The sequence below is a fragment of the Marinobacter persicus genome (genome assembly GCF_002934325.1).
GTDB lineage: Bacteria > Pseudomonadota > Gammaproteobacteria > Pseudomonadales > Oleiphilaceae > Marinobacter > Marinobacter persicus_A.
In genome coordinates this window covers 42,130-63,281 of the sequence record NZ_PTIV01000019.1, presented here as the reverse complement: position 1 = coordinate 63,281, position 21,152 = coordinate 42,130, and the positions used below count along the sequence as shown (strand labels likewise).

Genomic DNA, 21,152 nt, shown 5'->3' with positions numbered 1-21,152 from the left:
GATATGTCCGACGACGACAAACAGGACGACCCTGGAGCGCCGGAAGAGGTCAGTGAAAAGAGTACTGACGTGAAGGTGGTCTCGAACGGCCCTGACAGTAAAGCCTCCCGATCAGAGGCTCCGGCCGGGAAAGCTCAACCGGGTGATGGCAAAACCGTGGCGCTGGCGCTGGGTAGCGGCGGTGCAAGAGGCTACGCCCACATCGGCGCCATCGAAGTTCTGCAGGAGCGCGGTTACCGGATTACCGCGATCTCGGGTTGCTCCATGGGCGCCGTGATTGGCGGCATGTATGCGGCCGGCAAAATGCAGGACTACAAGGATTGGGTTACCGGCCTCGGCCAGCTTGATGTGCTGAAGCTGCTGGATGTGACCTTCAGCGCCGTGGGTGCCATTCGGGGTGAAAAAGTCTTTTCCGTGGTCCGGGAGATCCTGGGCGACATTCGTATCGAAGATCTTCCCATTGCCTACACCGCTGTGGCGACCGACCTGCTGGCCCACAAGGAAATCTGGTTCCAGGAAGGGCCGCTTGATCGCGCGATAAGAGCCTCCATTGCCATACCCGGCCTGGTCACGCCCCTGATCCTGGGCAACCGCGTCCTGGTGGATGGTGCCTTACTCAATCCCCTGCCGATTATCCCGACCATCTCCGCCCATGCCGATATGGTGGTCGCGGTGAACCTGGCTGGCGAGGATGACGGCATGAGACGTCTGCCGGATGCGGTGTTTGGCGAACAAAGCGGGGCTGCCGACGACATGGAGAACCGTCTTGGCGCGATTCGGGATAAAGCCTCTCACTGGTTTGACTGGGATTCGTTAAAATCCCTGGCCGCTCGAAAGCCTGGTAACGGCGACAATGCGGAAGACAGGATCTCCCAGGAAGTGGCCAGGCAGGCGCAGGAAAAACAGAAGGCCCAGGCCGACGATAAGCCCGCTGCGGGCAAGCTCGAGACGATTGGCTGGGACAAACTGGGTATCGGCAAGTTTGACGCCATGAACCTGGCGATTGAAACCATGCAGAGTGCTCTGGTGCAGTACAAAATTGCCGGCTATCCGCCGGATCTTCTGGTTAATGTGCCAAAAAATGTATCCCGCAGCTACGACTACCACAAGGCCCCGGAATTGATACAACTGGGCCGTGACCGGATGTCTGAGTCGCTGGACCGGTTTGAAAAGAAACACAGCAGTTCCGGACCTTTGTCGCTCTAACACCTGCAGGTTTTCGGCCAAACAGCGTATAATGCCGCGCACCATTTCTTATTGTCAGGAAGCCCGTTGTGACCAGCCCTGTTGAAGACCTGCATACCATTCGCGATCTGCTGCGCTATGCCACGTCACGGTTTGCGGCCTCACCTTTGTACTTTGGCCACGGTACCGACAACGTCTGGGATGAGGCAGTGCATCTGGTTCTGCGCAGCGTGCATTTGCCGCTGGAGAACAATCAGATTTTCCTGGATGCCCGGCTGACCCACTCTGAGCGGGAAACCATCATTGAGCGCATCGAAAGGCGCATCAGCGAGCGCGTGCCCATTGCCTACCTGCTGGGCGAGGCCTGGTTCATGGGAATGCCGTTCAACATCGACAAGCGGGTGCTGGTGCCGCGTTCGCCATTGGGCGAGCTGCTGGAAAACGGCCTTCAGCCCTGGATTGGCGGTACCCAGGTTGAGCGCATCCTGGATCTGTGCACGGGCAGCGGTTGCATTGGAATCGGCGCGGCCACCGTGTTTGATGAGGCCGAGGTGGATCTTTCGGACATTTCCGACGAAGCACTGCAGGTAGCCGAATCCAATATCGAGCTTCACGGCCTGGAAGGGCGGGTTCAAACCGTTCGTTCCGACGTTTTTGAGAGTATTGAAGGGCGCTACGATGTCATTTTGAGCAACCCGCCTTACGTCGACGCTGAGGATCTGGCTGACATGCCTGCCGAGTATCATCACGAGCCGGCCCTGGGCCTGGCCGCTGGTAACGATGGCCTGGATATCGCCCATCGCATCATTGCCGGTGCGGCAGATCATCTGACCGAAGACGGCTTGCTGATCGTGGAGGTAGGTAATTCCTGGGGCGCGATGGACGACGCCTACCCGGACCTGCCGCTGACGTGGCTGGAATTTGAGAACGGCGGCGATGGCGTATTTTTGATCACCGCCCGCGACCTGCGCGAATGGCAGGCCCGAAACAACTGATTCAGAATATTAAAATCCTTGGTTAAAGTGCTGAAATATGTCAGGAAATACGTTTGGTAAGTTGTTCTCTGTCACCACCTTCGGCGAAAGCCATGGGGCGGCCCTGGGGTGCATTATTGACGGTTGCCCGCCGGGCCTGGAGCTGTCGGAAGCGGACATGCAGCGTGATCTGGATCGCCGCAAACCCGGCACCTCCCGTCACACCACTCAGCGCCGGGAAGCGGACGAAGTGCGCATTCTCTCAGGCGTGTTCGAGGGCAAGACCACCGGTACGCCCATCGGCCTGATCATCGAGAACACCGACCAGCGCTCCAAGGATTACTCGAAAATCGCCGAGCAGTTCCGCCCGGCCCACGCCGATTACACCTACATGCACAAGTACGGCACCCGCGACTATCGCGGTGGTGGTCGTTCCTCCGCCCGCGAGACGGCCATGCGCGTGGCTGCCGGCGCCGTGGCCCGCAAGTTCCTGGAACAGCGTCTGGGTATTAAAATTCGTGGCTACCTGTCCCAGTTGGGGCCCATCAAGGCGGAAAAACTGGACTGGGATCAGGTGCATGAAAACCCGTTCTTCTGCCCGGATGCCGACAAGGTGTCGGAGATGGAAGCTTACATGGACGCGCTGCGCAAAGAAGGGGATTCCATCGGCGCCCGCATCAACGTGGTGGCCGACGGCGTGCCACCGGGCCTGGGCGAGCCGATATTTGACCGCCTGGATGCCGACCTGGCCCACGCGCTGATGAGCATCAACGCGGTGAAAGGGGTGGAAATCGGCGCCGGTTTTGATTGTATCGAGCAGAAGGGCACCGAGCACCGGGATGAAATGACACCGGACGGTTTCCTGTCCAACAACGCCGGTGGCGTGCTGGGGGGTATTTCCTCTGGCCAGCCGATTGTGGCCAGCATTGCCCTGAAGCCGACGTCGAGCCTGCGAATCCCCGGGCAGAGCATTGATGTGAACGGCAACCCGGTGGAAGTGATCACCACCGGTCGCCACGACCCCTGCGTGGGCATCCGTGCCACGCCGATAGCCGAGGCCATGATGGCCATCACCCTGATGGATCATTACCTGCGCCACCGGGGGCAGAACGGTGATGTCCAGGTGAGCACGCCGGTTCTCGGCCAGCTCTGATCAGGGGAGGAAGCAGCATCTACTGGCGGCTTTCCAACCTCTATTTCTGGTTCTTTGCCCTCCTCGGAGGGCTTTTGCCTTACTGGTCCCTGTACCTGCAGGGCCAGGGCTTCTCCTATCTGCAGATCGCCACACTGATGGCGACCATCCAACTAACTAAAATTGTTGCGCCCAGCGTCTGGGGTTGGCTGGGTGACCGCAGCGGGCAGCGCGTGCGCCTGGTGCGCTTCGGCGCCATCACCGGCTCGCTGTTTTTCGCCGGTGTGTTCCTGGAACCCGGGTTCTGGGGCCTGTTGCTGGTGATGCTGGCTTTCACGTTTTTCTGGAATGCCATCCTGCCGCTGTACGAAGTGATCACCCTGCGAACTCTGGGCAAGCGTAAGGAAAAATACGGCAAAGTGCGCCTGTGGGGCTCAGTTGGGTTTATTGGTGCAGTCGGGCTGATTGGTGGCCTGCTGGAGTGGGTGCCCATTCAGTCCCTGCCATGGCTGCTGATGCCGGTCTTTGCGGGTATTGCGGTTTCCGCGTTCCTGGTGCCCTCGGAAAAGGGTGAACGTAAGCCTCTCGCGCCCAAAGGCAGCCTGAAGGCCATTGTCACCCATCCATCCGTGGTGGCGTTCTTCCTGATGAACTTCTTGCTGCAGGTGTCTCACGGGGCTTACTACACCTTCTTCAGCATCCACCTGGAGCAGCACGGCTACGGCAAGCTGGCCATAGGGTTGCTGTGGTCCCTGGGGGTGATTGCCGAGATTGGGCTGTTTCTGGTCATGCACCGAGTATCGCGCCGGTTCACGGTTCGTCAGATTGCCATCGGCGCATTAATCCTGACCATGATCCGGTGGGTGTTGATTGCCGAACTGACTGCCGTATTGCCCATCCTGCTGTTTGCCCAGCTGCTCCACGCCGCCTCCTATGGCGCGCTGCATGCGGTGTCGGTGCAGTACATCCAGGGCTTTTTTGGCAAACATCATCATGGCCAGGGACAGGCGCTCTACAGTGGCCTGACGTTCGGCGCTGGCGGCGCTCTTGGGGCCTGGCTGTCTGGGTTTCTAGTGGATGGTTTCAGTACCTCCGCGGCCTTCTGGGGCAGCGCCGTTGCTATGGCCATTGCCACCCTGATCACCTGGCGTAAGCTGCAGCCGCCCCCGGAAGAACCCGCCGAAGCCTGATCACTCGGCGCTTTCCTCCGCCTCGATAATCTTCAGCATGGCCCGGGCGCTGTTGCTTAGTTGCCTGCCTGAAAGCGCAATGGCGCCAAGTACCCGGGTAACCGGATGCCCCACATCCAACACTTTCAGACTGCTGTCGAGCATGCTCACCGGCAACACGCTCCACCCCAGGCCGACGCTGGTCATCATCTTGATGGTCTCCAGGTAGTTGGTGGGCATCAGGGGCGCCAGCGGCAGGTTGGCTTCCAGGAACAAGCGACTGACCACGCGGTAGGTGGCCGTGCTGGTGTCTGGCAGGAGCGCCGGGTGTTCAGCCAGGTCAGCCAGTGTCGGCGAGGTCAGGTCGGCCAAGGGGTGGTCCGCCCCCACCACAAATGCCATCGGGTCCGGCCACTGGGCGTGAATTCGGAAGTCGGGGTTCATGCTGTCACTAAGGGTGACACAGGCAAGTTCGGCATGGCGTTTGTTCATTTGGTGGTAGGCGGCATCCGAATCCATGAATTGCAGATCCAGCGTCACCTGAGGACAGGCCCTCCGAAAACGCCTCAGCCAGTTGGGCAGGTGATGAAGGCCGATATGGTGGCTGGCGATGATCGACAGCTCGCCTTCAACGGTGTCCGAGTCCGGCGACAGTGCCAGGCGGGCGTTATGGATTTCGTCCAGTATCCTTCGGGCGTGGGGCATGAGCCGCGCCCCGGCATCGGTGAGGCGGATATCGCGGTTGCTGCGGTCAATCAGTCGGGCGCCCAGCTGCGTTTCCAGGGCGGCGAGGCGCTTGCTGATGGCCGGCTGCGTCAGGTGCAGGATCTCGGCCGCTTCCGAGAATGAGCCCTGGTCCACTATTGTCAGGAACGCTTTTAGTGAGTTTGAGTCCATTGTTTATGCCTGTGAGTTGCCCCGATACGCGGTAGCCTGCCAGTTTGGTGTGTTAGCGGCTTCAGGGACCTTCTCCCAAAAACCGCTACAAGCACGGTCCCTGTGCGCTTCTCTCAGGCCATCCATGGCCTTCGAAATTTTTGGGAGAAGGTCCCTGAAGCCGCTTTGCGGACTTGGGCAATAACGCTTTGGGGCTAGCTCCATGGACTTTGTGCTTAGCCCTTCAGTTGCCGTTCTTTTAATCCCGGTAATGTGAAGGCTTGTGCGTTTCGCGCGGATGTCTAACAGCGGGGTGGCGGGGAGTGCTTTCCAAAAGTATCGAGGGCCATGGATGGCCCGAGTTAAGCGCATAGGGACATGCTTGTAGCGTCTTTTGGAAAGCACTCCCCGCCACCGCGCGTCCGGCACTTAGTCGAAAGCCAATGATTTAGGATTCCGTTATGGAATGCAATGAATAAAAAACATGAATTGAGGTTATTCAGTAACAGCGGGTAAACTCTTCGGAAAGCGTCATAAAACAGAAACCCCCAAAGAGTGAGAGAGAATCATGGCGGGCAAGACCTTATACGACAAATTGTGGGACGACCACTTGGTCAAACAGCGGGACGACGGCTCCGCGTTGATCTACATCGACCGGCAATTGCTGCACGAAGTGACCTCCCCGCAGGCGTTTGAAGGCCTGCGCCTGGCTGGTCGCAAGCCGTGGCGTCTGGACGCCAACATCGCCACCCCGGACCACAACGTACCGACCACCGACCGCGACAAAGGCGTGGAAGGCATTGTTGACCCGGTTTCCCGTATCCAGGTGGAAACCCTGGACAAGAACTGCGACGAGTTTGGCATCCTCGAATTCAAGATCAAGGACCAGCGCCAGGGCATCGTGCACGTGATCGGGCCAGAGCAGGGCGCCACTTTGCCGGGTATGAGCATTGTTTGTGGTGACTCCCACACCTCCACCCACGGTGCTTTTGGCTGTCTGGCCCATGGTATCGGCACCTCCGAGGTGGAGCATGTGCTGGCCACCCAGTGTCTAGTGCAGAAGAAGATGAAAAACATGCTGGTCAAGGTCAACGGCAAGCTGGCCCCGGGCGTGACTGGCAAGGACGTGGTGCTCGCCATCATTGGCAAGATCGGTACCGCCGGCGGCACCGGCTACGCCATCGAATTCGGTGGTGAGGCCATTCGTGGCTTGAGCATGGAAGCCCGCATGAGCATCTGCAACATGTCCATCGAGGCCGGTGCCCGCGTGGGCATGGTGGCGGTGGATGACGCCACCATCGATTACGTCAAGGGCCGTCCGTTCGCGCCGAAAGGCGAGACCTGGGACAAGGCCGTGGATTACTGGCGCACCCTGCACAGCGACGATGACGCCGAGTTCGACAAGGTCGTAGAACTCGATGGTTCTGCCATCAACCCGCAGGTCAGCTGGGGCACGTCTCCGGAAATGGTCACCGGCGTTGAAGGCAGCGTGCCGGACCCGGAACAGGAAGCTGATCCCATCAAGCGCGAAGGCATTGTCCGCGCCCTGAAATACATGGGCCTCAAGCCAAACCAGAAAATTACTGATATCCAGCTGGATCGCGTGTTCATCGGTTCGTGCACCAACAGCCGGATCGAGGATCTTCGTGAAGCGGCCGCCGTGGTTAAGGGCCGCAAGGTGTCTCCGAGCCTCAAGCAGGCGATGGTGGTGCCGGGTTCCGGTCTGGTGAAGGCTCAGGCGGAGCAAGAAGGTCTGGACAAGATCTTCATTGAAGCCGGGCTGGAATGGCGTGACCCGGGTTGCTCTATGTGTCTGGCCATGAACGCCGACAAGCTGGGGCAGGGCGAGCATTGTGCCTCCACCTCCAACCGGAATTTCGAAGGGCGTCAGGGCTTTGGTGGTCGCACCCACCTGGTGAGCCCGGCCATGGCGGCGGCTGCGGCGGTCACCGGCCATTTTGTTGATGTCCGCGAATTGATGAACTGATCCACAGGAGAGACACCATGCGCGCATTCACGCAACACCAGGGCGTTGTCGCCCCCATGGACCGGTCCAATGTGGATACGGACATGATCATTCCCAAGCAGTTTCTGAAGTCGATCAAGCGCACGGGCTTCGGGCCGAACCTGTTTGACGAGCTGCGGTATATGGACGAAGGCAAGCCGGACCAGGATTGCTCCCAGCGTCCGATCAACCCGGATTTCGTGCTCAACCAGGATCGCTACAAGAACGCCAGTGTGCTGCTGGCACGGTCCAACTTCGGTTGTGGCTCCAGCCGCGAGCACGCCCCCTGGGCGCTGGACGATTTCGGTTTCCGGGTGATTATCGCCCCGAGCTTTGCCGATATCTTCTACAACAACTGCTTCAAGAATGGCCTGTTACCCATTATTCTTCCTGAAGAAGTGGTTGACCAGCTGTTCCGCGAAACCGAGGAGAACGAAGGCTACCAGCTGTCGGTGGACCTGGAAGCGAAAACCGTGACCACGCCGTCGGGTGAGTCTTTCAGCTTCGAGGTGGACGACTTCCGCCGCCACTGCCTGCTCAATGGCCTGGATGACATCGGTGTTACCCTTGAGGATGCCGACCTGATCAAGGATTACGAAGAGAAGCGCAAGCAAACGGCACCCTGGCTGTTTAACGCCGGACACTAATCGAATAAGGAATAAAAGATATGCCCCGTAATATTCTGTTGCTGCCGGGTGACGGCATTGGCCCGGAAATTGTTGCCGAAGCCGAGAAGGTGCTGAGAAAGGTCAACGACGATTTCAAACTGGATCTGCACTTTGAGTCCGCCCTGGTGGGTGGTGCGGCTCTGGATGAGCACGACGATCCGCTGCCGGACGAAACCCTGGACAAGGGCCGCAAGGCCGACGCCATCCTGCTGGGCGCCGTGGGCGGCCCGAAGTGGGACGGCCTGCCCATGGCCAAGCGTCCGGAAAAGGGCCTGCTGGGCCTGCGCTCCAACCTGGAGCTGTTCGCCAACTTGCGCCCCGCCATCCTGTATCCGCAGCTGGCTTCGGCTTCTTCGCTTAAGCCGGAAGTGGTGTCTGGTTTGGACATCATGATTGTCCGTGAGCTGACCGGCGGCATCTACTTCGGTCAGCCGCGTGGCATTCGTAACCTGGAGCATGGCGAGCGTCAGGGCTACAACACTTACGCCTACACCGAATCGGAAATTCGTCGTATTGGTCGGGTGGCGTTTGAAACCGCCCAGCAGCGTGGTAAGAAATTGTGTTCCGTGGACAAAGCCAACGTGCTGGAAGTCACTGTTATGTGGCGGGAAATCATGGAAGACCTGAAGCGCGAATACCCGGATGTGGAACTGACCCACATGTACGTGGACAACGCCGCGATGCAGCTGGTTCGGGCGCCCAAGCAGTTCGACGTGATTGTGACTGGCAACATGTTTGGTGATATTCTTTCTGACGAAGCGGCAATGTTGACCGGTTCCATCGGCATGCTGCCGTCGGCGTCGCTGAACTCCGACAAGCAGGGCATGTACGAGCCGTGTCACGGTTCTGCGCCGGATATCGCCGGGCAGGGCATTGCCAACCCGCTGGCCACAATTCTTAGCGCCGCGATGATGTTGCGCTATAGTCTTGACGAGGAAGAAGCCGCCCAGGCAATCGAGGCGGCGGTCAGCAAGGTGCTGGATCAGGGGCTGCGTACTGCCGATATCATGTCTGAAGACGGCAAGAAGGTTTCCACCCGCGAGATGGGTGAAGCCGTTCTCAGCGCGCTTTAAGCTCGGCTGATCCGTTTGTAAAAGACCCGACAGCAGCAGGATGCAGCTGCTGCGGGATCATCCATCCTGTCCCTGCCAGCGATAACGGTAGCGGGTGGGCATAACGGTACTCCGCGAAGATGATATTGCGTGATTCAGTCAGTGCGGAACAGGTTCAGTGCAAGGCGTTTGCTCGTAGGCATAGTGGCTCTATGCCAAGAGTAAACAACACAGCAATGAGCCTGTTCCGCACTGACCCGAAGGGCGCCAAACAGGGCACGCCCTGCCGTGTTGCATGGGCTAGACATAGCACCACTATGCCTTCACCCCTGCGCCTTGCAGGTCGAGCCCTGTTTGGCGCTGAATCGCGCAATATCATCTTTGCGGAGTACTAGGGTTCAAAGGTTGCACATGAAGCGAGTTGGACTTGTAGGTTGGCGTGGCATGGTGGGCTCGGTCCTCATGCAGCGCATGCGTGAAGAAAACGATTTTGCCGATATCGATCCGGTGTTTTTCTCCACTTCCCAGACCGGGAAGCCGGCCCCGGACGTAGGCAAGGACGGCGTTCCGCCTCTGCAGGACGCGTTCGACATCGACACCCTGAAGACCATGGATGTCATCGTGACCTGTCAGGGTGGCGATTACACCGGCGAGGTCTATCAGAAACTGCGGGACGCCGGCTGGAACGGCTACTGGATTGATGCCGCGTCTACCCTGCGGATGGTGGATCATTCTGTCATCGTGCTTGATCCGGTTAACCGCAACGTGATCGACGAAGCGCTCGACAAGGGCGTGAAGGATTACATCGGCGGCAACTGCACCGTTAGCCTGATGATGCTGGCCCTGGGCGGCCTGCTGGAGCAGGATCTGATTGAGTGGGTGTCTCCCATGACTTATCAGGCGGCCTCCGGCTCCGGTGCCAAGCACATGCGTGAGCTGCTGGACCAGATGGGTGCCCTGAACGGTGCGGTCAAGCCGGAACTGGAAGATCCGTCTTCAGCCATCCTCGAAATTGACCGTAAGGTGACCGAGACTATGCGCTCCGGTGACTTCCCGACGGCCAACTTCGAAGTGCCGCTGGCCGGCAGCCTGATTCCGTTCATCGACAAGCCGCTCGATAACGGCATGAGCAAGGAAGAATGGAAAGCGGGCGTTGAGACCAACAAGATCCTGGGTCGCAGCGACAACCCGATTCCCATTGACGGCATCTGCGTTCGTATCGGTGCCATGCGCTCCCATAGTCAGGCCCTGACCATCAAGCTCAAGAAAGACATCCCGGTGTCTGAAATCGAGAGCATCCTGGCCAAGGCTAACGACTGGGTGAAAGTGATCCCGAACGAAAAAGAAGCCACCATGCAGGAACTGACCCCGGCGAAAGTCACCGGTACCCTGAGTGTGCCGATTGGCCGTATCCGTAAACTGGGTATGGGGCCGGAATACATTTCCGCCTTCACCGTGGGTGACCAGCTTCTGTGGGGTGCAGCAGAGCCGTTGCGCCGCATGCTGCGGATTCTGCAGGAGCGTTAACAGTTGGTAGTAATGCCAACTGTGTCCGGTTTTTAAAAGCCGATCAGGGGCGGGTGCTGATTTCAGTGCTCGCCCCTGTTATTTTCAATAAGGTGAACAAGTTCCGGCTGATATATCTCAAAACAGTGCAAGGATTGCGTCTGATTGATTGATAAAAGGGAGCTTATCAACAATACTTGCTTGATCTAACAATATATAAGCGGGTCCGATTCTGTTGAGATTCAGCAGTGAATAATAACGGAGACTGGAAAGGAAAAAGCATGAAGGTACGCAAGCTTGCGGTTGCCCTGGCGCTGGCGGGAGGGCTTGGCTCCGGGATGGCACATGCCCTGGGACTGGGCGAAATTGAACTCCAGTCATGGCTGAATGAACCCCTCGATGCGGAGATTTCACTCCGGCAAAGTCAGGGGGTCAATCCCAACGATGTGTTCGTCAATGTGGCACCGGAAGCGGCTTATCAGCGCGTCGGCTTGGAACGCAATCAGTTCCTGAGCAAGCTTCGATTTGAAGTGGTGACCGCCCCCGATGGCAGGCTCGCCATCAACGTAACTTCCCGCGAACCCCTCCGTGAACCCTATCTCAACTTCCTGCTGGAACTGACCTGGCCCAGTGGCCGCTTGATGCGTGAATACGCCGTATTGGTGGATCCTCCGGTATACGCGGAAGAATCGGGCCTCGAGGAGCCGGTATCTGCGCCTTCGACCTCAACGCGCTCGGAGCCCGCTCAGGATCAGCGTAGTGCTGAATCCAGTCGGCGCCGGGCTCAGGCCGAAAGCTCATTGTCCCGTCGCTACGGTGCAACTGAGACCTATGGCCCTACCGGGCCGTCTGACACGCTCTGGTCGATCGCCCAGCAAATGCGCCCGGATTCCTCCATCTCCATGCCCCAAATGATGCTGGCGATCCAGGACGCAAACCCCAACGCGTTCATTGGTGGCAATATCAATCGCCTGATGAAGGGGCAGGTCCTTCGGGTGCCCACCGAAGAACAGATTCGTAGTCGCAGCCGTCGGGAAGCCGACCGCATTGTGGCTCAGCAGAATCAGGAATTTCGTTCGCCTGCAGAGAGCCCGGCTCCTGCCGAGACAGCCGGCTCTGAAGGATCTGGCGCTGCTCAGCCTGCGCAACAGGCTGCTGGTGACGGCGAGCTCAAGTTGCTGGTGGCGGAAGAGCAGGACGCGGCATCGCGTAATGCCGAAGACGGCGGTTCAGCCGGTGGTGACGGTGACCTGCCCGGTGGCCAGGACGCTGGCGAAGCCGTTGCCAACGAAGAGCTGGATGCGCTGCGTCGAGAGAACCAGGAACTTGATAGCCGCCTGAATGACCTGCAGGACCAGGTGCAAACGCTTCAGCGCCTGCTCGAGCTTAAGGATGACCAGCTGGCACAGATGCAGGGTATGGCCGGAGAACAGACGGCCGCTGCTGATGGAGAACAGATGGCGCAGCCTGCAGCAGACCAGGGCGGAGATACCCAGCCCGGCGATGCTGGAATGGCTGGGCAGCCGCAGGACGCGGCCAATGAGCCTGCTGAAGAGTCAGCAGTAGCACAGGAAGAAGCCGGGCCGGCGATGACAGTTGAGGGCCCGACCGCAGAGCCGACCACTACCGAGGATTCGGGCGGGGCCGTTGGTGCCGCAGAGCCCGAGCAAGCAGCTGAGATGGCTCAGACCGCAGCGCCTGCCGATCAACAAGCTGCCCCTGAAGAGGCTGTGGCTACCGCTCCGGCTCAGCCTGAGCAGCCCCAGGCTCCGGCACAGAAGCCGTTCCCGGGCAATATTATCGATCTGATCATGGGCAACCCGCTCTACCAGATCGCTTTGGGAGGTGGGCTGATCCTGTTGCTGCTGTTGCTGCTTCTGGTAAGTCGTCGCAGGGCCAACAAGGAAAAGGCGTTTTTTGACCAGTTTGCTGACGAAAAGTCGGATGAACCAGGCGAGGACTCTTTTGACCTCAGCCTGGATGACGAAGCGGATACCGAAGCACAGGCGCCGACCGGTGATGCGCTGGAAGAGGCTGAAAAGTACCTTGCCTATGGCCAGCATCCGCAAGCAGCGGAAGTGCTGGAGGCCGGTATTTCCCGCGAACCCAGCCGTACCGATCTGAGGCTCAAACTTCTTGCGGTTTACGCCGACAGCCAGGACTCCGAATCCTTCGATAAGCAGTACAACGAACTGGCGGCGCTGGATGACGAAGATGCAACAGCCCAGGCCAACGAGTTGCGCGCCCGTCTGGAAGAGGCTGAGGCTGGCCCCAGCATTGATGACCTTGAGTCCCAGCTGCGTTCCGATACTTCCTTCAGCACAGTCGAGGAGTCTCTTCAGAGCGATCGCGACGACTCCATGACCGAGGAATTCAAGTCTGAGGAGTTTGAGGCTTCCAAGGAAGAGACTCTGGAAGATGAGTTTGGGGATCTCGCCTCCGACGTGGCCGAAGAAACCGACGCCAGCGAAGAAGAAATGGAGTTCGACCTCTCTCTCGCAGATCTTGAGGAACCGGAGGAGTCCGGTAAGGCGGAATCCGAAGCTGCTTCTGAAGAAGATGACTTTGGCTCGATCGATTTCGAGCTGGAATCCGACAAAGAAATGGATGAAGAGTCTGAATCTGAAGCTGGTGAAGAGCTGTCGGCCGAGGATGACGTCGACCTGAGTGAAGACTGGTCCAGTCTTGAGCTCGAGGAGTCTCCTGAGCTGGAAGACATGGCGTCTGAATTCGAAGAAACCTCTTCGGAGAAGCCAATGGAGTCGGAAGCTGAGCCTGAGCCAGCCGAGGACGACCTGTCGATCTCCCCGGAAACCCTGGACGATTCGTTCCTGGAAGAGTTGGACGCGGATCTGGACGAGGTAGCCGGAGAGAAAGAGTCGGCTGGAGAGCCTGAACCCGAGGCGGATGCCCCTGATCTGAGCAATCTGGATATGGACCTTTCAGATGAGGATCTTGCCATCATGGATGAACTGTCAGACTCGGAGGAGGCGCAGCCGCTGGAGGAAGAAATCGCCCAGGCTGAAGAGCAGGATGCGGTCGAGTCCTCCGATACCGAAGAGGAAATTCCTACGGCGGAAGAGGAAGAGCCGGCAGCTGAACCGGAAACAGGAGCGGGCGAACCGGAAGCAGAAGCGGGTGAGCCAGAACAGCCTCAGCCTTCCGCGCTGGACCTGGATGAAGGTGATCTCGGAGACGACGATGACTTTGATTTCCTGGCGGGTACGGATGAGGCTGCCACCAAGCTGGATCTTGCCCGGGCCTATGTGGAAATGGGAGATAGCGACGGTGCCCGGGACATTCTCGAGGAAGTCGCCCTGGAAGGTAACGATGAGCAGAAGGCGGAAGCTCAGGAGCTTCTTAAAAATCTGTCCTGATTCGTTATAATCCCTCCTGTAAAGGCAAAGCGCCGGCTCCGAGCCGGCGCTTTGTGTTTCTGAATTTCATATTTCGGATCAAAACTTGTTTCTTACCCCTCAGCCCCTGACAACAGATAATGCCATCGGCAATGGCCGGGTAGCCCTCGTCTTTGAATACGATGGCCGTGCTTTTCACGGCTGGCAGTTCCAGAAAAGCGGTGTGCGCTCGGTTCAGGCGGAGCTGTCCAAGGCAGTGGCGAAAGTGGCCGATCACCCGGTGGACCTGGTTTGTGCTGGACGGACCGACGCCGGCGTCCACGCCAGCTTCCAGGTGGCTCATTTTGATACCCCCTCGGTTCGCAACCTCCGGTCCTGGGTGATGGGCATCAATACGGCACTTCCGGACGATATCGCGGTACACTGGGCCGGCAACGGCGTGGATGATTTCCATGCCCGCTTTTCGGCGATCTACCGGCGTTATCGGTACGTGATCTACAACCATCCGGTGCGTCCGGGCATCCAGCGAGGGCAGGTTAGCTGGACGTTTCGGCCGTTGGATGCCGACCGGATGCAGGAAGCTGCCCAGGCGCTGCTTGGCGAGCACGATTTCTCAGCGTTTCAGGCCGCCGGTTGTCAGTCCCGCACACCCGTTCGCTATATGGAGCGAATTTCGGTAACCCGTTGTGGAAGTTTTGTCGTAATCGATGTCCAGGCCAACGCGTTTCTGCATCACATGGTTCGCAATATTGCTGGAGCCTTGATGGCGGTTGGGGCGGGCCAGAAGCCGATTGGCTGGATTGGTGATATCCTGCAGGCCAGGGATCGGCGCAAAGCCGGTGTGACGGCGCCGCCCCACGGGCTTTACCTGGTGGACGTGGGTTACCCCACGCGGTATCAGGTGCCCCTGGCTCAGTGCGGGCCCGCCTTTGTGACGCCCTGGTTGGATGCGGACGCGAGCCGGCCGATTGAACCGACGCATATTCATCCGAAACGGAGGGTGACCGACGCATGATCACCCGAGTAAAAATTTGTGGCCTGACCCGGCCGGAAGATATTGATGCTGCCGTGAGTAGCGGCGCCGACGCCATCGGTCTGGTGTTCTATGCGCCAAGTCCGCGTGCCGTGTCGATCGCCCAGGCAAGAGAACTTGCCGCTCGGGTGCCGGCATTCGTGACCGTCACCGGCCTGTTTGTGAATCCCGAGCGTAAATGGGTGGAGCAGGTCCTCGAAGCGGTACCGCTGGATCTGTTGCAGTTCCATGGCGATGAGCCCGCAGAGTTTTGCGCCTCATTTGGTCGGCGCTGGATCAAGGCGGTACGGGTGCGTGAGGCCGGACAGATTGAAGCCGCGTTCCAGGAATACCGGAACGCTTCCGGGCTGCTGGTGGACGCCTGGGACCCGAATCGTTATGGCGGCACCGGACAATCGTTCAATTGGTCCCTGATACCGGCCGAACGCCCTCTGCCGCTTATATTGGCCGGCGGCCTGACATTTGCTAACGTGGCCGACGCCATTGAGCAGGTCCGCCCATGGGCGGTTGATGTCAGTGGCGGGGTAGAGTCCGGGAAAGGCAGGAAAGACGCCACCAAACTAACTGATTTTTTCAACGAGGTACGCCGTGTCTGTAAAACTGACTGAAGAAATGTTGAAGGCGTTTCCGGATGCCCGGGGTCACTTCGGTGACTTTGGTGGCCGTTTTGTCTCGGAAACCCTGATGGATTCGCTGATGACTCTGGAAAAAGAGTATCTGCGACTGAAAGACGATCCGGACTTTCAGGCCGCTTTCGACAAAGATCTTGCCGACTATGTGGGCCGCCCGAGCCCCCTGTATCTGGCTGAGCGCCTGACCCGCGAAACCGGTGGCGCCCAGATCTGGCTCAAGCGTGAAGACCTCAACCACACCGGCGCCCATAAGGTGAACAACACCATCGGTCAGGCGCTGCTGGCTTCGTTCCTGGGCAAAAAACGCATCATTGCCGAAACCGGGGCCGGCCAGCACGGCGTGGCCACGGCGACTGTCTGCGCCCGCCTGGGCCTGGAGTGTCATATCTTCATGGGCTCATCGGATGTGAAGCGCCAGTCCCTGAACGTGTTCCGGATGAAGCTGCTGGGCGCCACGGTCCATGCTGTCGAGAGTGGCACCAAGACGCTCAAGGATGCCATGAACGATGCCATGCGTGACTGGGTGGCAAACGTGGACGATACCTTCTACATCATTGGCACCGTGGCTGGCCCGCACCCGTATCCGCTTCTGGTTCGTGATTTCCAGTCGGTGATTGGACGTGAAACCCGGCAGCAGTGCCTGGATAAGACCGGTAAGTTGCCGGATGCCCTGGTAGCCTGCGTCGGTGGCGGTTCCAACGCCATTGGCATGTTCTATCCGTTCCTGGCCGATGAGAATGTCGAGCTTTACGGTGTGGAAGCCGGCGGTCTGGGTATCGAAACCGGTCAGCACGCTGCGCCCCTGTGTGCGGGTCGCCCGGGGGTACTGCACGGTAACCGGACTTATCTGATGGAAGATGAGAATGGCCAGATTGCCGGTACCCATTCGGTCAGCGCCGGCCTGGACTACCCGGGCGTGGGTCCGGAGCACTCCTGGTTGAAAGACATTGGCCGGGCCAATTACGTTTCGGTAACCGATGATGAAGCACTGGCCGCGTTCCGTACCCTGACCCGAGTGGAAGGCATCATGCCGGCTCTGGAGACCGCCCATGCGGTTGCCTACGGTTTGAAACTGGCGGCGCAAATGGACAAAGACCAGAACATCGTTATCAACATCTCCGGTCGGGGCGATAAAGACATTCATACCGTCGCCGAACTGGATGGTATCGAGATCTGAGGTTAGCAGGAGCAGGCATGAGCCGAATTGAAGGTGTATTGAAATCCCTGAAAGAGCAGGGCCGTAAGGCCCTGATTCCCTATATCACCGCCGGTGATCCCCACCCGGACCAGACCGTTGAGTTGATGCATACGCTGGTCGCTGCCGGTGCCGACATTATCGAACTTGGGGTGCCGTTTTCTGATCCCATGGCGGACGGCCCGGTGATTCAGCTGGCCTGTGAGCGGGCCCTGAAACACAACACCTCCCTGCGCCAGGTGATTGGCATGGTGGCGGAATTCCGGAAAGTCGACGCCGACACGCCGGTGGTTCTTATGGGCTATCTTAACCCCATGGAGGCCATGGGGTACCGTGAGTTTGCCGATGCCGCCGCCGAGGCGGGTATTGATGGCGTCCTGACTGTCGATCTTCCGCCGGAAGAAGCCGATCAGGTGGCGCCGTTGTTTGCCGAGCGGCACCTGGACCCGATCTTCCTGCTGGCACCGACCACGACGGATGATCGTATCCGGGCCATTGCTGAGCATTCCTCGGGTTATGTGTATTATGTATCCATCAAGGGTGTCACCGGCTCGGCCAGTATTGATGTGGACGATGTTGCCCGGAAGGTGGCACACATTCACGAATTGACCGCGCTGCCAGTTGGCGTTGGCTTCGGTATTCGGGATGCAAAAACAGCCGCTGCCGTCGGCAAAGTATCCGATGGTGTAATTGTGGGCAGTGTGTTGGTGAATACAATAGCAGAAAATCAGACAGATCCCGCAGCCCTGAACCAGGCGCTCACCGATCTGTTGCACCCGATGCGTGAGGCTCTGGACAACCAGGTCAACTGAGCAGACACCATCCAGGCTTCAAAGGACAGGATGAGAGCATGAGTAACTGGCTTGAAAAGATTATGCCGAGCAAAATCCGCTCGGAATCACGGCAACGTACCGGCGTACCCGAAGGATTGTGGAAGAAATGCCCGAAGTGTGGTGCTTTTCTTTACAAGCCCGAGCTGGAGAAAAACCTGGACGTTTGTCCGAAATGTAATCACCACCTGCGCGTGCCCGCTCGTCGTCGGCTCGACATCTTTCTGGATGCGGATGGTCGCGAAGAAATTGGTGCGGAACTCGAGCCTTATGACCGCCTGAAGTTCAAGGACAGCAAGCGCTACAAGGACCGCCTGTCCGCGGCCCAGAAGGCGACGGGTGAGAAGGACGCGCTGGTGGCCATGCGTGGTACCACCATGGGTGTGCCTCTGGTCGCTTGTGCCTTTGAGTTCAACTTCCTGGGTGGCTCCATGGGCCAGGTCGTTGGTGAGAAATTTGTCCAGGCCGCGAACGTTGCCCTGGAGCATCGCATTCCGCTGGTCTGCTTCTCTGCCAGTGGCGGCGCCCGTATGCAGGAAGCGATCCTGTCGCTGATGCAGATGGCCAAAACCTCGGCGGTGCTGGAGCGTATGAAGCAGGAAGGCGTCCCGTATGTGTCGGTTATGACTGATCCGGTATTCGGCGGCGTGTCTGCGAGTCTGGCCATGTTGGGCGATCTCAACATTGCCGAGCCGTACGCCCTGATCGGTTTCGCGGGTCCTCGGGTTATCGAACAAACCGTTCGTGAAAAGCTGCCGGAAGGTTTCCAGCGGGCAGAGTTCCTGCTCGAGCATGGCGCTGTTGACATGATCCTGCACCGGCACCAGATGCGTGAGCGTGTGGCTCACTTGTTGGCCAAGTTCAACAATCAGGAAAAGCCGGGCACCGAAGAGCCCATCGAGTTTGAAGTTTCGGAAAAACCGGAAACCGATGAACCTCAAGGGCAATAAGTCCGCGACAGCGCCGGCATCCTCTCCTGCCGCCGGCGCTTCTGTTGATGAATGGCTTCAATTTCTTGAAGCCATTCATCCTACCGAAATAGATCTGGGTCTTGATCGTGTGCTGGTGGTGTTGCGTCGGTTATTTCCGCGTAAACCGAATGCACGGATCATCACCGTTGCCGGGACCAACGGCAAGGGAACCACGGTTGCCACGCTTGAACGTATTCTTTTGGCCGCCGGTCGTCGCACCGGGGCTTATACCTCGCCGCATTTGCAGCGATACAACGAACGGGTGCGGCTCGAAGGTCTGGACATCGACGACGCAGCCCTGGTTGGTGCCTTTGAGAAGGTGGAAGCTGCCCGAGGCAATATCTCCCTGACCTATTTTGAGTTCGGCACCCTGGCCGCCTTCGTGGCCTTTTCCGAGGCCGGCGTGCAGGACTGGATTCTGGAGGTGGGGCTCGGTGGTCGCCTGGATGCGGTCAATGTCCTGGATGCCGACTATGCCATCATCACGGCCATCGATATCGATCACATAGGCTTCCTGGGGGATAACCGGGAAGTCATCGGCTTTGAAAAGGCCGGAATTCTGCGCCCTGGTATTACAGCGGTCTGTGCCGATCCCCAGCCGCCGGAGTCTGTGTTGCAGCAGGCGTCTGCCCAGAAAGTGGATTTGCGCCTGACCGGCCGGGATTACCAGTTCCAGCCTCGGAGTGGAGATGGCGTGGATCTGGTGATGGGCGATAGCGTTATCGCTCTGCCCGATACCCCGTTGCCCATTCAGAGTGTTGGTGCGGCGGCTGTCCTGGCCCGAGAGCTGGCTCCAGAGATGTCTGGCGTCCAACTCAGTGATGCGCTGAAATCCGTGCGCGTTCCCGGCCGGTTTGAGCAAATTGGCTCCGATCCTGCCGTGTTTTTGGATGTTGGGCATAATCCCCATGCGGCTCAATGGCTTGCCGGCAAACTCGCTCAATACCGGCAGTCCGGTCGATTGGTGCGGGGTGTTTATGGGGCGTTGGCCGATAAGGATACCGTTGGGGTGTTGACTGCAATGGCAGACGTGGTGGATGCCTGGTACTTCGCCGGTCTGGATGTGCCCAGGGGGCTGTCTGCCGGTGAGGTACAGCAACGGGCCCTTGATGCAGGCGTGATGGATGGTGACCAATTTGTAACAGTGGCCGAGGCCCTCGCTGCAGCCCGGGCGCAGGCGGCTCCGGCGGACGTTATTGTTGTCTTTGGGTCGTTCTATACCGTGGCTGAGGCCAGGGCGCTTTGATACTATCAGTCTGAAAACCGGTAACCGACGGGAGTTCTCCTGGTGGATGGATTAAAGCAACGGATCATTGGCGCCCTTGTCCTGGTTTGTCTGGCCGTTATTTTTGTGCCGATGATTTTCGACGAGCCACATTCGGAGCGTCAGGCAACGCCCATCACCATTCCTGAAGAGCCGCCATTCCCGGAAGTGGATATGCCCGATGAGCCGGCCATGGAAACTGATAATTATGTTCTGGAATCCCAGGCCGATCCTTCACTTTCTGAAGATCCGGTCGCCCAGGCAGAGCCTCAGCCTTCGCCAGAGGAAGAGGCCAGCGATACGGGTGAGTCTGCCGGTTATCGCCTGATTGAGAATACCGCTTCCGAGAATACAGAACCTTCGGCACCTGATGAGGTTGCCCAAAGTGAGCCTGCCGAAGAGCAAAAGCCCGCTGAGTTTAGCCGGTCTCTCGAGGGAGCCTGGATTGTTCAATTGGGCAGTTTTGGCAAAGAAAGCAACGCCCGTGGTCTTCGGGATAAAGTGCTGGAACTGGGGTATGACGCCCACCTCCAGCAGGTCGGCTCCGGTGATGGTCGCCTGACCCGCGTGTTCAGCGGGCCCTTCGCTGACAAAGCCGGTGCCGAGGACGCCAAGCGTCTCCTGGACAATGAGTTCGGTCTGGACAGTCTGATCACGCGCGGTGACAAATAGTTTGGTTCCAAGGGCCGGTTCTGGCCAACTAGAGTTTGGTGTGACCCCGTTTCCTGTTAAAATCCGCGTCTTCTCTATGCCGCCGGGACACTCATGGAAACGCTGATCTGGATTGATTGGGTCATCATTGCCCTCATTACAGTTTCCACCGTTATCAGCCTGAAGCGGGGTTTTGTCAAAGAAGCCCTGTCGCTGGTTACGTGGATTGGCGCTTTTGTGATCGCCCGCGCATTTCATCCGCAAATGCAGGGATTGCTGCAGAGCACGGTGGAAACGCCCCTGGTGCGGTTGATCGCCGCGTTCGCCATCCTGTTTTTCGGTACCCTTATTGTCGGGGCCGTTATCAACAACCTGATCGGATCCCTGATCAAGGCGACCGGTCTTTCACCAACCGATCGTGTATTGGGAATGGGGTTTGGGCTGCTCCGCGGCGTTGTCGTGGTGGTGGTGGCCATTGCGTTTACGCGCTATACGCCGTTGTCGGAAGACACCTGGTGGCAGTCATCGGTGATGATCGAACACCTGGGGGTGTTGGAGGACTGGTCACGCCGAACCTTTGGTGATGAATACGCTCGTTTGCTTGCGCCAGCAGGCCGTTAACTTTCAGTTTTACACTCGGAGAATTGTCCAGC

General features: G+C 58.6%; 18 protein-coding genes. 17 read left to right on the top strand and 1 reads right to left on the bottom strand.

The window, feature by feature from the left end; all coding sequences use genetic code 11:
- Positions 1-3 precede the first annotated feature (3 nt).
- From BY454_RS10935 to BY454_RS10920, 4 genes are all read left to right on the top strand, one after another.
- On the top strand, positions 4-1,206 hold the full coding sequence (locus tag BY454_RS10935; RefSeq protein ID WP_104416508.1) for a patatin-like phospholipase family protein: 1,203 nt from the start codon (positions 4-6) through the stop codon (positions 1,204-1,206).
- A gap of 68 nt (positions 1,207-1,274) precedes the next feature.
- On the top strand, positions 1,275-2,180 hold the full coding sequence (gene prmB / locus BY454_RS10930) for a 50S ribosomal protein L3 N(5)-glutamine methyltransferase (protein WP_104416507.1): 906 nt from the start codon (positions 1,275-1,277) through the stop codon (positions 2,178-2,180).
- 37 nt (positions 2,181-2,217) lie between these two features.
- Positions 2,218-3,312: a chorismate synthase gene (aroC, locus tag BY454_RS10925; protein ID WP_104416506.1), complete on the top strand. Its 1,095-nt coding sequence runs from the start codon at positions 2,218-2,220 to the stop codon at positions 3,310-3,312.
- Entirely contained in the window at positions 3,309-4,481 is a 1,173-nt protein-coding gene (locus BY454_RS10920; protein WP_308471500.1) for an MFS transporter, read from the top strand. The genes aroC and BY454_RS10920 overlap by 4 nt, the downstream gene beginning before the upstream one ends.
- Here BY454_RS10920 and BY454_RS10915 read toward each other — a convergent pair whose 3' ends face one another.
- Entirely contained in the window at positions 4,482-5,357 is an 876-nt protein-coding gene (locus tag BY454_RS10915; protein ID WP_104416504.1) for a LysR family transcriptional regulator, read from the bottom strand.
- Between the two features lie 547 nt (positions 5,358-5,904).
- Between BY454_RS10915 and leuC the strand changes: the two genes are divergently transcribed.
- From leuC to BY454_RS10850, 13 genes are all read left to right on the top strand, one after another.
- A complete protein-coding gene (gene leuC, locus BY454_RS10910) occupies positions 5,905-7,323 on the top strand; it encodes a 3-isopropylmalate dehydratase large subunit (protein ID WP_104416503.1) in 1,419 nt (472 codons plus the stop codon).
- Positions 7,324-7,340: 17 nt separating this feature from the next.
- On the top strand, positions 7,341-7,988 hold the full coding sequence (gene leuD / locus BY454_RS10905) for a 3-isopropylmalate dehydratase small subunit (RefSeq protein WP_104416502.1): 648 nt from the start codon (positions 7,341-7,343) through the stop codon (positions 7,986-7,988).
- Positions 7,989-8,008: 20 nt separating this feature from the next.
- Positions 8,009-9,082 carry a 3-isopropylmalate dehydrogenase gene (leuB, locus tag BY454_RS10900; protein ID WP_104416501.1) on the top strand — a complete coding sequence of 358 codons (1,074 nt, stop codon included), beginning with the start codon at positions 8,009-8,011 and terminating at the stop codon, positions 9,080-9,082.
- A gap of 390 nt (positions 9,083-9,472) precedes the next feature.
- Positions 9,473-10,588, top strand: coding sequence for an aspartate-semialdehyde dehydrogenase (gene asd, locus BY454_RS10895; protein ID WP_104416500.1), 1,116 nt, complete (start codon positions 9,473-9,475; stop codon positions 10,586-10,588).
- A 260-nt stretch (positions 10,589-10,848) separates the two neighbouring features.
- Positions 10,849-13,944, top strand: coding sequence for a FimV/HubP family polar landmark protein (locus BY454_RS10890; RefSeq protein ID WP_104416499.1), 3,096 nt, complete (start codon positions 10,849-10,851; stop codon positions 13,942-13,944).
- Between the two features lie 85 nt (positions 13,945-14,029).
- Complete coding sequence (gene truA, locus BY454_RS10885; protein ID WP_104416498.1) at positions 14,030-14,938, top strand: tRNA pseudouridine(38-40) synthase TruA; 909 nt, start codon at positions 14,030-14,032, stop codon at positions 14,936-14,938.
- Positions 14,935-15,564 (top strand): phosphoribosylanthranilate isomerase, encoded by a 630-nt coding sequence (locus BY454_RS10880; RefSeq protein WP_104416497.1) that lies wholly within the window; start codon positions 14,935-14,937, stop codon positions 15,562-15,564. Before truA ends, BY454_RS10880 begins: the two co-directional genes overlap by 4 nt.
- Positions 15,557-16,765, top strand: coding sequence for a tryptophan synthase subunit beta (trpB, locus tag BY454_RS10875; RefSeq protein ID WP_258075631.1), 1,209 nt, complete (start codon positions 15,557-15,559; stop codon positions 16,763-16,765). Before BY454_RS10880 ends, trpB begins: the two co-directional genes overlap by 8 nt.
- A 17-nt stretch (positions 16,766-16,782) precedes the next feature.
- Entirely contained in the window at positions 16,783-17,595 is an 813-nt protein-coding gene (gene trpA / locus BY454_RS10870; protein ID WP_104416495.1) for a tryptophan synthase subunit alpha, read from the top strand.
- Between the two features lie 38 nt (positions 17,596-17,633).
- Entirely contained in the window at positions 17,634-18,563 is a 930-nt protein-coding gene (accD, locus tag BY454_RS10865; RefSeq protein WP_104416494.1) for an acetyl-CoA carboxylase, carboxyltransferase subunit beta, read from the top strand.
- Positions 18,544-19,830: a bifunctional tetrahydrofolate synthase/dihydrofolate synthase gene (gene folC / locus BY454_RS10860; protein ID WP_104416493.1), complete on the top strand. Its 1,287-nt coding sequence runs from the start codon at positions 18,544-18,546 to the stop codon at positions 19,828-19,830. Before accD ends, folC begins: the two co-directional genes overlap by 20 nt.
- Before the next feature lie 42 nt (positions 19,831-19,872).
- A complete protein-coding gene (locus BY454_RS10855; RefSeq protein ID WP_104416492.1) occupies positions 19,873-20,520 on the top strand; it encodes an SPOR domain-containing protein in 648 nt (215 codons plus the stop codon).
- 93 nt (positions 20,521-20,613) lie between these two features.
- Entirely contained in the window at positions 20,614-21,120 is a 507-nt protein-coding gene (locus BY454_RS10850; RefSeq protein WP_104416491.1) for a CvpA family protein, read from the top strand.
- The last annotated feature ends 32 nt before the right edge of the window (positions 21,121-21,152 follow it).